Source organism: Solwaraspora sp. WMMB335 (assembly GCF_049179075.1).
Classification (GTDB): Bacteria; Actinomycetota; Actinomycetes; order Mycobacteriales; family Micromonosporaceae; genus Micromonospora_E.
The window spans coordinates 2,283,733-2,297,520 of the sequence record NZ_JBMHMF010000001.1; the positions used below are offsets into that span (position 1 = coordinate 2,283,733).

General features: G+C 71.4%; 10 protein-coding genes. 8 read left to right on the plus strand and 2 right to left on the minus strand.

All coding sequences use genetic code 11. The features are described 5' to 3' along the window. Positions 1–4: 4 nt before the first annotated feature. A complete protein-coding gene (locus ACN27F_RS09635) occupies positions 5–2,596 on the minus strand; it encodes a nitrate- and nitrite sensing domain-containing protein (RefSeq protein ID WP_421432611.1) in 2,592 nt (863 codons plus the stop codon). Between the two features lie 275 nt (positions 2,597–2,871). Here ACN27F_RS09635 and ACN27F_RS09640 point away from each other — a divergent pair, with 275 nt between their 5' ends. From ACN27F_RS09640 to ACN27F_RS09650, 3 genes are all read left to right on the plus strand, one after another. Beyond that, positions 2,872–3,447, plus strand: coding sequence for a hypothetical protein (locus ACN27F_RS09640; RefSeq protein ID WP_421432613.1), 576 nt, complete (start codon positions 2,872–2,874; stop codon positions 3,445–3,447). Positions 3,448–3,458: 11 nt separating this feature from the next. Next, positions 3,459–3,926 carry a hypothetical protein gene (locus ACN27F_RS09645; RefSeq protein WP_421432616.1) on the plus strand — a complete coding sequence of 156 codons (468 nt, stop codon included), beginning with the start codon at positions 3,459–3,461 and terminating at the stop codon, positions 3,924–3,926. 79 nt (positions 3,927–4,005) lie between these two features. Next, positions 4,006–4,317, plus strand: a complete 312-nt coding sequence (locus tag ACN27F_RS09650) for a hypothetical protein (protein ID WP_421432619.1) — start codon at positions 4,006–4,008, stop codon at positions 4,315–4,317. 155 nt (positions 4,318–4,472) lie between these two features. Here ACN27F_RS09650 and ACN27F_RS09655 read toward each other — a convergent pair whose 3' ends face one another. After that, positions 4,473–6,287, minus strand: coding sequence for a glycoside hydrolase family 6 protein (locus ACN27F_RS09655; RefSeq protein WP_421432621.1), 1,815 nt, complete (start codon positions 6,285–6,287; stop codon positions 4,473–4,475). Positions 6,288–6,975: 688 nt separating this feature from the next. On the opposite strand from ACN27F_RS09655, the gene ACN27F_RS09660 reads away from it, so the two are divergent. From ACN27F_RS09660 to ACN27F_RS09680, 5 genes are read left to right on the plus strand one after another with little or no spacing between them, the layout of a single operon-like run. Next, positions 6,976–7,818, plus strand: a complete 843-nt coding sequence (locus ACN27F_RS09660; RefSeq protein ID WP_421432623.1) for a glycosyltransferase family 2 protein — start codon at positions 6,976–6,978, stop codon at positions 7,816–7,818. A gap of 3 nt (positions 7,819–7,821) precedes the next feature. Next, positions 7,822–8,748: a glycosyltransferase family 2 protein gene (locus tag ACN27F_RS09665; protein ID WP_421432625.1), complete on the plus strand. Its 927-nt coding sequence runs from the start codon at positions 7,822–7,824 to the stop codon at positions 8,746–8,748. Next, positions 8,745–10,043, plus strand: a complete 1,299-nt coding sequence (locus ACN27F_RS09670) for a glycosyltransferase (protein ID WP_421432628.1) — start codon at positions 8,745–8,747, stop codon at positions 10,041–10,043. The genes ACN27F_RS09665 and ACN27F_RS09670 overlap by 4 nt, the downstream gene beginning before the upstream one ends. Further along, positions 10,040–11,413: a lipopolysaccharide biosynthesis protein gene (locus tag ACN27F_RS09675; protein ID WP_421432630.1), complete on the plus strand. Its 1,374-nt coding sequence runs from the start codon at positions 10,040–10,042 to the stop codon at positions 11,411–11,413. The genes ACN27F_RS09670 and ACN27F_RS09675 overlap by 4 nt, the downstream gene beginning before the upstream one ends. Before the next feature lie 31 nt (positions 11,414–11,444). After that, positions 11,445–13,760: a hypothetical protein gene (locus tag ACN27F_RS09680; RefSeq protein WP_421432632.1), complete on the plus strand. Its 2,316-nt coding sequence runs from the start codon at positions 11,445–11,447 to the stop codon at positions 13,758–13,760. Positions 13,761–13,788: the final 28 nt, after the last annotated feature.

Below are 13,788 nucleotides of genomic sequence, written 5' to 3' on the forward strand. Positions count from 1 at the left end.
ACTGCTACAGCTCCCTCTGGGACTCGTCCGTCGCCACCGGTGGTGGGAGCACCGCGCCGGGGGGTGGCGTCGCGGTGCCACGTGCCGTGTCGTTGTCGAGACGATGCGTGTCATCGGTGGCGGCGCCCGGGGCGGACTCGACAGTGAGTTCGGCCGCGCGCCGACCCCGGGCGGTACCGGCCTGCAGGGCGGACATCAGCGCCCGGACTTCCTGCGGTGAACGCTGCGGAGACTCCCGGGACGGCGCAGCGCCGGTGTCGGCCGGGTCCGGCTGCTGACGCAGCTGGGGGGCGAGGCTGGACTGGCGGACCCGGCGGGGCAGACCGTCCTCGGTGGTGACCGGCTCGTCGCCGGCTCCGCGACGGCGCGTCGGCACTGTGGTGGGACGCCGCCGGGCCGGCAGTTGCGCGCCGGCCGGGTCCGGCACGCCGGGCACCGCCGGCACCGTCGGCACCGCGACCTGCTCGGTGCCTGGCCCGGCCACCGGTGCCGGGGACGCTGCCGAGACGGTCGCCGCCGAGACGCTGGCGGACGGCTCCGGTGCCGCCAGCGACCAGGGCCCGGGGTCGCCCGGCCCGAACTGGCCCGGCCCGAACTGGCCCGGCCCGAACTGGCCCGGCCCGGGGTTGCCCGGCCCGGCGGCGACCAGCGCGGTAGGCGGCCGGCCGGACGGCAACGCCAGCACTTCGGACTCGGGTACGACCAACTCGGTAGGGATCAGCGCCACCGCCGTGACCCCACCGAACGGGGACGGCCGTAGCCGGACCTGCACGCCGTGCCGGGCGGCGAGCTGCGCCACGACGAACAACCCCAGCCGGGCGCTGTTGTTCGGGTCGAAGTCGGGTGGCTGGGCGAGTCGCTGGTTGGCCTCCTCGATCGCCGTCGGTGCCATGCCGAGTCCACGGTCCTCGACCTCGACGGCGTACCCGTTGGGCACGCGTTGTCCGATGACGGTGACCCGGGTCTGCGGCGGGGAGAACGACGTCGCGTTCTCGATCAGTTCGGCGAGCAGATGGATGACGTCGCCGACCGCCCGGCCGGTCACGGCAGCCGGTTCTACCGTGGTGACGTACACCCGGGCGTAGTCCTCGACCTCGGAGACCGCGCCCCGGATGACGTCGACCACCGGCACCGGGTTGCGCCAGCCGCGACCCGGGGTGGCGCCGGCGAGGATGACCAGGTCCTCGGCATGGCGACGCATCCGGGTCGCCATGTGGTCGACCCGGAACAGATCCTCGAGTTCCTCCGGGTCGGTGCTGCGCCGCTCCATCCGGTCGAGCACGGCCAACTGCCGGTGCAGCAGTGTCTGGCTGCGTCGGGCGATGTTGAGGAAGGTCTCGTTGAGCCCACGCCGCAGCGCCGCCTCCTCCACGGCCGAGCGTACGGCGGTGCGCTGCACCTCGCTGAATGCGTGGCCGACCTGACCGATCTCGTCGGTGCCGTACTCCAGTGGCGGTGCCTCGACGTCGACATCGACGTCTTCGCCCTTGCGTAGCCGGGTGACGACGGAGGGAAGACGCTCACCGGCGAGATCCAGTGCGGCCGCCCGCAGTCCGGTGAGCCGGTGGATGATCGACCGGCCCACCCGTACCGAGATGATCACGGCCGCGACCACCCCGGCGAGACCGGCCAGACCGGCAGCGGCCAGCCGGGCCAGGATGCCGATCGCGGTCGGCATGCTCCGTTCCGTCAGGGCCTGCGCCGCCAGCAACTCGAAGTCGCGCAGCTGCTGCTGTACGGGTTCGTAGCTGCCGCGCCAGCGGGACTGCTCGACGGGTATCCCATCGACGCCGGGTTCGACGGCGATCAGCGCGTCCTGCATCTGACGCAACGCGAGGAAGTCGTCGCCGGCCGCGATCTGGTCGTAGGCCGAGCGGTCCGCGGCCGGCAGCTCGGCAACCGCGCGGTCGAGCAGGAACCGCTGGGTGGCGACGATCTCGACGAGCCTGCGCTGATCCCCGATGGTGAACTCGTCGGCGATGAACACGCCCGCGAGCAGCGCATCCGCACGCCCGAGGAACTCCCGACCCTGCCCGATCTCGGTGAGCGCGCCGGCCTGCCGGTTGATCTCGCTGTCGGGCAGGGTGGCCAGCGCCCCGAACATCTGGAACGTGGTGTCGATGATGCCGTTGTAGAGGCCGAGCGCACCGGGGGCGTCCATCTCGCGACGCTCGACGAAACCCCGCCCGGTACGCAGGATCTCCAACTCGGTGAGGGCGAGCGCGATCCGCTCATCCAGCACGGACGGATCGGTGGGCGGCTGGTCACCGCCGGCCCGGCGGCGGAACTGGTCGATCGCCTCGTCCGTGTCGTCCCACTGTGCCCGCAGCGCGGCCAGGTCGGCCGCGCGCAACCCGTCCTGCCCGTCGGGCCGGGAGAGATAGACCACAGCCAGCCGACGTTCCCGTTGAAGCTCACCGACGACCGCTTCACCGGGCCGGCCGACGTCGTCGAGCAGGCTCCGACTGCCCAACAGGCTCACCGCCGGTCCGACGGTCAGCGAGGTGGCGAAGATCCACAGTACGAGCAACGCGGCGATCGGGACAGCGACCAGCGCAACGATCTTGGATCGGATCGACCAGTTGCGGGTATTCATCAGACCTCGCCGACGCGTCATGTGGCAGAGCTGGCAGCGGAGGCCGGCCGATCGTCGCGGGTGAGCCGACGATCAGCGGCGTCCGTGCCTCCGGCAGGATACGTAATTAACGGCTCAGGCACTACCAGAGGCACCGAGCGGTCGATTGTGGGCACGGAGCGTATCGATACGACGGACGTCACGGTCCGGTTCGGCGACCGGGTCAACCAGTGTGCCGGAACTGGATTGAAGACCCCGGTACGACGGGAACATCCGGTGGTGAAGGAGGAACGCCCATGTCACCCACCGAGATCGTCATCGTGACCGTCGCCGTACTCGCTGTGCTCGCGGCGGCCGTACTGATCTGGAACTTCGTCCGCCGCCGCAATCTGCGCGCCACGTTCGGACCCGAGTACGACCGGGTGGTCGCCGAGCGGGACAGCCGCGGTGCCGCCGAGCGGGAACTGCGCGAGCGGGAGCGCCGGCGTGAACAGTTGACGATCACGCCGTTGAGCGAGGAGGCCAGGGCTCGTTACGCAGCGGCGTGGGAGGAGGTCCAGGCAGAGTTCGTAGACTCCCCCACGACGGCGGTCGGCAATGCCGACGAGTTGCTCACCCGGCTGATCGCCGAGCGTGGCTACCCCAGTGGTGACTACGCCGAGCAGACCGCCCAGCTGTCCGTCGACCACGCGCGCACGCTGAGCAGGTACCGCGAGGCCCACGAGATCCACCTGACCAACGAGCGCGGCGAGGCGGACACCGAGCAACTTCGCCAAGCCGTCGTGCACTACCGGGCGCTCTTCGCGGAGCTGCTCGGCGAGCAACCCATCCATCCCCCGGCTCCGGCGCAGACCGAAGCATCGACCCGTTGAGGAAAACCACCATGGCGCACACCGACCAGATGTACGACGACGACCGTACCCAGGTGATCACGGACGATCGCACCGAGGTGACCAGTCCGTTGCCGCCCGCCGACGATTCCGCGGACCGTACCCAGGTGGTCTCCGGCACAGCCGCCGTACCAGACCGGGCCGACGTGCCGGAAGACGCGCCGGGAGACGCGCCGGTCACCGATCCGGCACCGGCCACCGGCCTGTTCGAGCCAGGTACCGCCGACGCGTTCCGGGACCGGTGGCGCGAGGTGCAGTTGCGCTTCGTCGACGACCCGCGCGCGGCGGCGGAACAGGCCCAGACGCTGGTGACCGAGGCGGTGGAGGCGCTCACCGTGGCGCTCACCGCGCAGCGTGACGGGGCCGGCGGATGGTCCGGGGCCGGCCCGGAGGACACCGAGCGGCTTCGGATGGTGGTACGCCGCTACCGCGACCTGCTCGACCACCTGCTGGCGAGTTGAGCCCGGCCGACGGGATCCGCGAATAACCGAAGCGTCCTCGGGTACTGCCAACGGCGACGGACCGATGGGAGGAATCTCGATGACGGACCGGGATCGCGCGGTCGGGCGGGCGCCGGTGGAGGAGCAGCCGGAGGTGACGTCGGCGGTCGAGGACGACACCACCGTGCCGTTGCTGGTCACCGACCCAGACACCGGCCAGGACGACCCAGACTTCCGGCCGCCGCAGGGCAATGCCGGACCACCATCGCTGCGAACCGGGGCGGAACAGCCGTGGGACCCGGAAGACCTCGCGGTAGCCAAGGGCGGTGACGGCACCCGACCCCAGGTGGACCGGGCCAGACGGGAACTGGAGCAGGACGGACCGGCAGCGATCGAACGGACCGTGCCCTGACGGCCCGACGTCCGACGGCCGCGCACCGGTTCGCACCGCTCACACCCGTCGACACGAGCCGGATGGGCGGGGCCCGGAGTCGATCCGACGACTCCGGGCCCCGCAGAGACTGACCAGCCGGCTCCAGGCCCCCGTGCGGGGCCGGACCTGCCGCCTTACAGCGGCGGGTACGCGTTCTGCATCAGCTCCCGGATCTGGGCGGAGAACCAGTGTCCGGACACCGGGGCGTTCGCCAGCGCGCCGGTCGAGCTGTTGCCGTTACGGGGGTTACCGCCGTAGGTCGGGTCGCACATCCGGTCGAAGCCCTTGCCCTCGTCGTTCGGGATCTCCGAGCTGGAGCCGTCGGACTCACCCGGCGGCTTGATCCAGACGTAGGCGTCGATACCGGACGCGGGAGCGGCCGTCGGCCGCTCACCCAGACCAGCACCGGACTGGTTGCACCAGTTGCCCTTGTGGATCCGCCGGTCGATACGCGACTCGTTGATCCGGGTGTTCAGGTCACTGGCGTTGCTCGGCCCGCTCGGCCGGGCCGAACCGCCCCACCCGTTACGCGAGGTGTCGATCAGCATCCCGACGCCGGAGTTGAAGCCGGCCTGCACCAGCCGCTGCCGGAACGCCTGGGCGAACGACAACTCGTCGTTGTAGAGGTTCCAGTCGATCCAGGACGACTGGCGGGTGGTGGAGTCGACGGTGATGTACGGCTCCCGCAACGCCGAGTAGTTGGCGGTGTTGGTGATGAAGCCGTGCACGTCGGCGAAGGTGGACCCGGACGCCTGGGCGGCCTGCGCGATGACCTGCGCGGAGGCTCCGAAGTTGTCCTCCCAGCCGATCCAGCCGTGGTGGCCGGCGTCGATGTAGTTGTAGACGTTGGGCACGTCGCCGAGCTGCGCCAGGGCGTAGCCGACACCGTTGACGTAGTTGCCGTTGGCCAGCATCACGTCGCACTCAGGCGTGGCGGTCGGGCGGCTGCCGACGTTCGTGACCAGGTTCGGCAGCGAGTCGATCTCGATCACCGACACGATCCGCAGGGCCCGGTACTCCGCCCTCGACATGATCTCCCGAATCGGATCGATGTACTCCGTCCGGTAGACACCGATCTCAGTCGGACCCAACTCACCGTTGGACGCCAACGCCGCACAGTCACGACCCGGCAGGTTGTAGATCACGATCTGAACCACCAACGGACGACTGCCATTGGCCGCGTCCTGCCGGACCGCCTCATCCAGATGATCCGCCAGACCCATGTCACCCGTCGTCGGGCTGTTGTTGCCGTAGATCGCACTGGTGCGGTCCAACCACACACCCGTCGGCTGGTTCGCGATCCGGCTACCACCCGGCTCCGCCGAAACGTTCGCACTCCAGATCGGGTTCACATACACATCCGCACCCACGTACGGGTTGTCCACCCGCGGACCACCCGTCGGCGGCGGCGACGTCGGCGGCGCGGTCGTCGGCGGCGCGGTCGTCGGCGGGGCGGTCGTCGGCGGCGCCGTGGTGGGCGGCGCGGTCGTCGGCGGCGGCGTGGTGCCACCCACCTGGCCGGTGCAGGCGACGCCGTTGAGGTAGAACACCGTCGGTGCCGTGTTGGTGCCCGAGTAGCTCGCGTTGAAGCCCGGGTTCACGCTGGCGTTGGTGCCCAGCGAACCGTTCCATGGCGCATTGCGGAGAGTAACCTGACTCCCGCTCTGGGTGAATTCACTGTTCCAGGCCTGCGTGATCTGCTGGTTGCCGGAGTACTGCCACTGCAGGTTCCAGCCGTTGATCGGGTCGCCGAGGTTGGTGACCGTGAGGTTGGCGGTGAATCCGGTGTTCCACTGGTTGACCGAGTAGGTGACACGGCACCCGGCCGCAGCGCTGGCCTGGGTGGCCGCGACCACGAGCACACCGGAGCCGAGCACGACCGCGGCAGCGGCGGACAACCCGCGACGCAACCGCGAGCGTCCAGCCCCGCGTAGTGGGTTCAGGTTCATGCGGAGTTTTCTCCTCGCGACATAACTGGTCGCCGACACGACATGCCGGGACCCTGGTGAGGTCGGTGCACCACCTGCCGTCGTACGGACGACTCGGCGGGCGCGATCGCCGGTCCGGAAAACTCCGGTTGCCCTCGGCGACACAGCTGTGCTTGGCTGGCTCCGCAGCGCCAATCGATCATCATGATGTCATGGGAACGCTCCCACCGCAACCGCCCGGAAACCTCCCGGTGACCTTCTGGCACCACGGACAGTACCGTCGGCGATGATCGAACGACCCGGGACGGCACACCGTCCGCCGCGCGAGAGGGCTGCCGGCGACTGATCGACGGATCAGCGGTGCGCGCGCCCCGCCGGCCACCGCCACCCCCGCCACCAGCGACGACGAAAGCGCGGACAACGCAGCGGCCCACACCAGGCGCAGTCCGACCCACGCCGGTAGTGGCGGTGCGCCGCCCGGTCGTGCCCGCAGGTGCATTCGGCAGCCATCACCCACCCCCTTCGCCGACAGTAGTCACCCCACGCGCTTGCGATGTGACCCGGCTCACCCGACATCACCATGCCCGAAATAACCGTCATATCTGGTTGTTGACTCCCGGTGATGGACCGCTAGACCAGCCAGCGGCTCGCGAACGGCCCCGTGCCGCCTGGGACTCCCCACCCCTGTCACCTCCCGGAGGCCATCGGCATGTCCGTGTTCACCAGCACCCGTCCGGCACCCACCCGTCCGGCACCGCCGCCAACCGGGAGCGCCGTCACCCGGCCACCCACGGTGACCGTCGTCGTGCCCACCCGTAACGAGGAACGCAACCTGCCGCACGTGTTCGCCCGCATGCCGCGAGACGTCGACGAGGTCATCGTGGTCGACGGCGGCTCGGTGGACCGCACCGTGGCGGTGGCGCGCGAGCTCTGGCCGACGGCGATCGTGCTCCAGCAGACCCGCACCGGCAAAGGAAACGCGTTGGCGTGCGGTTTCGCGGCCGCGACCAGCGACATCGTGGTGATGATCGACGCCGACGGGTCGACCGACCCGGCCGAGATCCCGGGCTTCGTGGCAGCGCTGCTCGCCGGGGCCGACTTCGCCAAGGGTTCCCGCTTCCGCTCCGGCGGCGGCAGCCATGACATCACGCCACTGCGCCGGCTCGGCAACGAGGGTCTCAACGGCATGGTCAACCTGCTGTTCGGCACCCGCTTCACGGACCTGTGCTACGGCTACAACGCCTTCTGGCGGGGGGTGCTGCCCACGCTCGACCTGCCGGATCCGGCAGCCACCGCGCCGGGACACGGCGGCAAGCTCTGGGGCGACGGGTTCGAAATCGAAACGCTGATCAACGTCCGGGTCGCCACGAGCGGGCTGCGCATCGCCGAAGTACCCAGTGTCGAGCACCTGCGCATCCACGGCGAGAGCAATCTCGACACCGTACGTGACGGGACCCGGGTGCTGCGCACCATCCTGCACGAGTTCGGCCGGCGGGTCCGGCACCGTCGCCGCGCCGGCAGCCGTACGCCCGTCACCGTAACGGAGGGCTGAGCGATGCGAACCGCTCCACCGACGATCAGCGTGGTCATCCCGACCCACCACCCGGACCGGCTCGCCGGCCTGCGGGCCGCGGTCGACTCGGTGCGCCGTCAGGAGCCACCACCGGCGGAAGTCATCGTGGCCGTCGACCACCACCCGCAACTGCTCGCCCGGATCGCCCGGGAACTGCCCGGGGTCACCGTGCTCGGTAACGCCTACCGCCAGGGGGTCTCCGGCAACCGCAACACCGGGGCCTTCGCGGCCCGCGGCGAGCTGATCGCCTTCCTCGACGACGACGTCGTCGCGCACCCCGGCTGGCTGGCCGGGCTCACCGCCGCCTTCGACGACCCAGCCGTGATCGGCGCCGGAGGCCGGATCGAGCCCGCGTGGGAGCATCGTCAGCCCGACTGGTTTCCCGACGAGTTCCGGTGGACGGTCGGTGGCTCGTACGCCGGGCAGTCCGACCGTCCGGGCCCGGTCCGCAACGTCTGGTCGGCCGGCGTCGCGGTACGCCGCGAGACCTTCCTGTCGGTCGGCGGTTTCCGCACCGGCTTCGGCAAGGTAGGTAACCGTGCCCGACCCGAAGACACCGAGCTCTGCCTGCGGATGAGCGCTGCCTCCGGCGGGCGGTGGTGGTACGTACCGCACGCGGTGATCTCGCACGGTGTTCCCGTCACCCGCAGCACCTTCCGGTACTTCCTGCGCCGCTGCTTCGCCGAAGGCCGCGGCAAGATCATGATGGCCGGCCTGCTCGACGGCGCACCCAGCCTCGACGCCGAGCAGGACTACCTGCGCCGTACGGTGCCCCACGCGCTGCGCCGGGAAATCGCCGCCGCGCTGCGCGGCCGGGGCAACCGGCACGCCGCCCGCGCCGGCGCCATCCTCGCCGGGCTGGGCGCAGCCGGCGTCGGCGCCCTCGTCGAGATCGGAGCGAGCCGATGAACATCAATCTCAACCAGGACCTGGATCCACGCGTCGACTGCCCGGTGCCGAACGACCGGATCCCGGCGGTCGTGGTCGACCTGGAACTGACCGGCCCGCTGCCGGCGGTGCCCGGCGTCGACCCCACCGGCCGGCGGGTGCAACGGGCCTACCTGCTGGTCCGGCAGTTCACCCAGCCGATCGGCGCGCTACTGCTCGACGTACCGGTGGCCGGGCTGACCCCGGCGGAGCTGGCCGACGTCGTCGACCGGGAGATCCCGCCGGCCAGCCGGCCGGAACCCGGCTATCTGACCCGCCGCGCCGAGATCCTCGCCGACGCCCCGTCGATCACCGTGGTGGTGTGCACCCGGGAGCGGCCCGCCGGACTCGCCCGCACCCTGGACAGCGTCCTCGCCCAGCGCTATCCCGGATTCCGGGTGCTGGTCGTCGACAACGCTCCGGCCAGTGACGCCACCGCCGACGTGGTCGCCACGCTCGCCGCCCGCGGTGCCGCCGTCGACTACGTACGCGAGCCGCGCCCCGGCCTGTCGCACGCGCGCAACCGGGCCCTGCGGGCCGCGCCCGGCGAGATCCTCGCCTGGATCGACGACGACGAGGTGGCCGACCCGCACTGGCTGGCCGAGATCGCCCGGGCGTTCGCCGAGCACCCGGACGCCGGCGTGGTCACCGGCGCGATCGTGCCGGCCGAGCTGGCCACCGACGCCCAGCTGTGGTTCGAGCAGTACGGCGGGCACAGCAAGGGGCGCGGCTTCACACCCGACGTGTTCTCCCCCGCCACCGCACGTCGGCAGAGCCCGCTCTACCCGCTGCCGCCGTTCGGCGCCGGTGGCAACATGGCCTTCCGGCCGGGCGTACTGGACCGTGTCGGTGGCTTCGACACCGCGCTCGGCGCCGGTACCCGGGCGATGGGTTCCGAGGACACCCTGGCGCTGACCCAGGTGTTGCTCGCCGGCGGCACCGTCGCGTACCAACCGAGCGCCCTGATCTGGCACCACCACCGGCCGGATCTGGCCGGACTGCGTCGCCAGCTGGTCGGATACGGCACCGGGCTGACCGCGGCCTACACCAGCCTGCTGCTACGCGACCCCCGGCAGCTCGGGCCGCTGCTGCGGTTGGCCCCCACCGCACTACGTGATGTCAGTGGTGGCGGCGACCGGCTGGCCGGGCTGCGCGAGGACTTCCCCCGCGAGCTGGTCGGCGCCAACCGGCGGGGACTGCTCGCCGGGCCGGCGGCGTACCTACGCAGTCGTTGGGCCGACCGGCGAGGGCGGCGGCGGCTGCGGGAGCTGCCGTGACAGTCGTCGCCCGGACCAGGGCAGCCCAACCGGTGGTCGACCGGCCGCCGCCCCCGCCACCTCCGGCAACAACACCGACCGTCGACCGGCCGGTCGGTACCTTGCTGCGCAGTGCCGCCGCGTTGATGACCTCCACCGTGGCCAGCGCCGCGCTGGGGTTCGTGTTCTGGGTGGTGGCCGCCCGTTGGTTCCCGCCGGAAGCGGTCGGCCGGGCCTCCGCGGCGGTGTCGGCGATGACACTGCTGGCCGGACTCGCCCAACTCAACCTGATCAATCTGTACGCACGGTTCCTGCCCGGCGCGGGCCGGCACACCCGGCGGCTCGTGCTCACCGGGTACGCGGCCTCTGCCGCGATGTCACTGCTGCTCACCACCGGGTTCCTGGTGTTGGGTCGGGGCGGCGGGATCGTCGGCCCGGCGCCGACGCAGCAACTGGTGTTCGTGGCCGCGGTGATCGGTTCGGCGATCTTCTTCATCTCCGACGGGGTACTGACCGCGCTGCGGCGGGCGGGCAGCGTACCGGTGAAGAACGTGATCGCGTCCAGCGCGAAGCTGGCCCTGCTGCCGGTGCTCGCCGGCACCGCCGCTGGCGACGGCATGCTGATCGCCTGGTCCGCACCGATGCTGGTGGCGATGCTCGGCGTCAACTGGTGGGTACTCGGCCGGCTCGCCCCGGCGCACGCCCGCGCCGCCGGGCCCGCGCCGGCCCCGCACCGGCGCGAACTGCTCGGCTTCGCCTCCGCCGAGTACGTCAACGGGCTGCTCACCAACGCGGTGGCGTTCCTGCCGCCTGTCCTGGTCGCCGGGGTGCTCGGCGCCACCGCGAGCGCCTACTTCTACATTCCGTGGACCATCGGGGTGGCCGGCAGCACCCTGCTGTGGAACATCGTCACCTCGTTCGTGGTGACCGCCGCGAGCGATCCCGAGTCCGCTCGGGTCCACGTCAACCGGGCGGTCGGACTGGTCGGCGCGGTGGTACTGACCGGCGCCATGGTGCTCGGCGGGGCGGCCGCACCGGTGCTGCGGCTACTCGGCGGCGAGTACGCCGCGGCCGGCGCGGACACCCTGCGGCTGGTCGGGTTCTCCCTGCCGTTCACCGGGATCATCCTGCTCTACTGGGCATTCGCGATGATGGAGAAGCGGATGTGGCCGGTGGTAGCCGTGCAGTCGGCCGGCATTGCCGCCTTCCTGGCACTGAGCTGGTACGCGCTGCCCGTAGCCGGAATCGTCGCGCCGGCCGGGGCGCTGTGTCTGACGCAGGCGGCAGTGGCGCTCACCCTGCTGCCCGGTCTGATCCGCCGCTACCGTGCGACCGGGACCCCCGACCCGGCGTCGGCGGTCTGGGCACCGCGTACCACGCAGCGAACCTAGCCGGGCTTCGGAGCACCCACGGAGGAGTCTGATGACCGATCTCGCCGTCCGCCCCGCCGGACCCGCCATCCGCCCGGCAGCCGGGCGGGGCACCACGCCGTCTCGAACCACACCGTCTGGCACCACGCCGTCTCGTACCACGCCCGGTGGCACCACGCCCGGTAGGGCGGGGGGCGGCCGGGGCGCGGTGGCGTGGACCGGGCTGGCCGTCGCCGTCCTGGCGCTGGCGAGCATCGCGGTCGGCGGGCCCGCGCGGATGCCCGCCGCGGTGGCGTTCGCGTCGCTCGGCCCGGGTGCCGCCGTACTGAGCCATCTGCCCGTCCGGCAGCCGGCGACCCGGTGGGCACTGACCGTGCTGGCCAGCCTGGCGGCGTACGCCGCCGGAGCCACCGTCTCGGTGTGGATCGGTTGGTGGCGTCCAGAGCAGTTGGTCGGTGCGATGGCAGTCGCGGTGGCCGCCTCGTGCGGTGCCGCCGTGATCCGTCGCACCGCACGAGGCCGCCCGACGGCCGGTCGGATCCGAATCGGTGGTCGGGCGCTGCTGACACACGCCGCCGTGATCGTCGCCGCGCTGGCACTGTGGCAGTTCGCGATCAACCGCACGGATGCGTCCGCCGTCGGCGAGTTCGGGCTGCTCGCCACGATCCACCCGGCCTTCCTCGCCGCGCTCGGGATCACCGTCGCCGGGTTCGTCACGGTCCTGGCCGGCCTGCGTCCCGGATCCGGTTCCGGCGGACAGCGCGACCTCGGCATCGCCGCCGCCGGTTACCTGGTGCTGCTGGTGGTGCTGCTGCACGGCACCACCCCACTGCTGCTCGACCAGCCGCAGTACGCCTGGACCTACAAGCACCTCGGCGTGATCGAGTTCATCGCGGCCGGTAGCCCCGTCGGCGCCTCGGGCGACATCTACCAGCAGTGGCCCGCGCTGTTCGCCGGTGCCGCGCAACTCACGACGCTGGCCGGGACCACCCCTGCGGCGTTGGCCGATGCTTCCGCCGTGTTCTTCAACCTGACCGGCGCGCTTGTACTTTACGCGGTCGCGCACACACTCGCGGGTGATCGGCGGGTGGCGTATCTGACCGTGTTCGGGTTCCTTGCGATCAACTGGGTCGAGGAGGACTACCTCTCCCCGCAGGCCCTCGGTTTCCTGCTCAGCCTCGGCATCATGCTGGTGGTACTGAGCTGGCTGCGGTCGGACCGGACCCGTGTCCGCCGCGCCGGCGTCACCGCCGGTGCGGCCGGCCGCACCGGTGCCCACACCGGGGCTGCCGGCCGCGCGCTGGCCGTCGCCGTGGTGCTGGCTCTGACCACCGTCCTCGCGGCCGCCCACCAACTGTCGCCGTACCTGGTGGTGGCGCAGGTGACGGCGCTCGTCGCGGTCCGACGGGTCCGGCCACGCTGGCTGCCGCTGGCGATGGCGGTGGTGACGATCGGTTATCTGCTGCCTCGGTTCGGGTTCGTGTCGCAGGCGTTCGGCGTCTTCGACGGATTCGACATCTTCGCCAACGCGGCCGGCAACGCCGACGGCTGGGGATCCACCGGACAGGCGTTCTCCGCGGTGGTGGTCCGGACGCTGGCGCTGAGCGTCTGGGCGCTGACCGTGCTGGCGGTGCTGTCGTACTGGCGCCGGGTGTCCGGGCCGGGCAACCCGCGCCGGCTCGACGCCGTGCTGGTCCCCGCGGTGTTGGCGGCCACTCCGTTCGTGCTGCTCGCCGGGCAGAGTTACGGCGGCGAGGCGATCTACCGGGTCTTCCTGTTCTCCGCGCCGTGGTGTGCCTACCTGATCGCGACGGCGACCGTGGACCGGGCGGACCGGCGGCGACGGGCAGCCGGTCGGCGTCGCTGGCTCGGCCTGGTCACCGGGGTCACGGTCGCGGTGGCGCTGGCCGGGTTCGCGCTCGGCACGCTACAGGGCCGGCATGGACAGTTGCTGGTCGATCGGCAGAGCGGGGACGAGGTGAGCGCCGCCCGCTACCTGTACGCGAACGCGGAACCCGGGGCGACCATCGCGGTGGCCAGCTCGAATTTTCCGAGCCGGCTGACCGCGGCATACCCTGAGTTCAACGCGGACGTGCCGGCCGGCGAACCCGATCTGGTGGTCGGCGCCGACCTACGGGGACAGTCACTCGACGGCGAGCACCTGCCCGCGGTCGAGGAGTTTCTCCAGTCGTTCGACGGCGAGCCGGCGTACCTGGTCGTCAGCGACGGGATGCGCCGCCAGTCCGACTATTTCGGCTACTTTCCGCATGGGTCGCTGGACCGCCTGGTGGACCTGCTCGACGGGCGCGACGGTTGGTCGCTGTTCCACCGGTCCGACGACGTCACGATCTACCGTTACGCCGGCTGACCAGCTACGGCCGACCAACTACCCGCCA

Bases quoted from the DNA above. Each gene is read 5' to 3' on its own strand.
- ACN27F_RS09655 (WP_421432621.1), bottom strand. From the start codon at position 6,287: ATGAACCTGAACCCACTACGCGGGGCTGGACGCTCGCGGTTGCGTCGC.
- ACN27F_RS09645 (WP_421432616.1), top strand. From the start codon at position 3,459: ATGGCGCACACCGACCAGATGTACGACGACGACCGTACCCAGGTGATC.
- ACN27F_RS09650 (WP_421432619.1), top strand. From the start codon at position 4,006: ATGACGGACCGGGATCGCGCGGTCGGGCGGGCGCCGGTGGAGGAGCAG.
- ACN27F_RS09640 (WP_421432613.1), top strand. From the start codon at position 2,872: ATGTCACCCACCGAGATCGTCATCGTGACCGTCGCCGTACTCGCTGTG.
- ACN27F_RS09680 (WP_421432632.1), top strand. From the start codon at position 11,445: ATGACCGATCTCGCCGTCCGCCCCGCCGGACCCGCCATCCGCCCGGCA.
- ACN27F_RS09635 (WP_421432611.1), bottom strand. From the start codon at position 2,596: ATGAATACCCGCAACTGGTCGATCCGATCCAAGATCGTTGCGCTGGTC.
- ACN27F_RS09660 (WP_421432623.1), top strand. From the start codon at position 6,976: ATGTCCGTGTTCACCAGCACCCGTCCGGCACCCACCCGTCCGGCACCG.
- ACN27F_RS09665 (WP_421432625.1), top strand. From the start codon at position 7,822: ATGCGAACCGCTCCACCGACGATCAGCGTGGTCATCCCGACCCACCAC.
- ACN27F_RS09670 (WP_421432628.1), top strand. From the start codon at position 8,745: ATGAACATCAATCTCAACCAGGACCTGGATCCACGCGTCGACTGCCCG.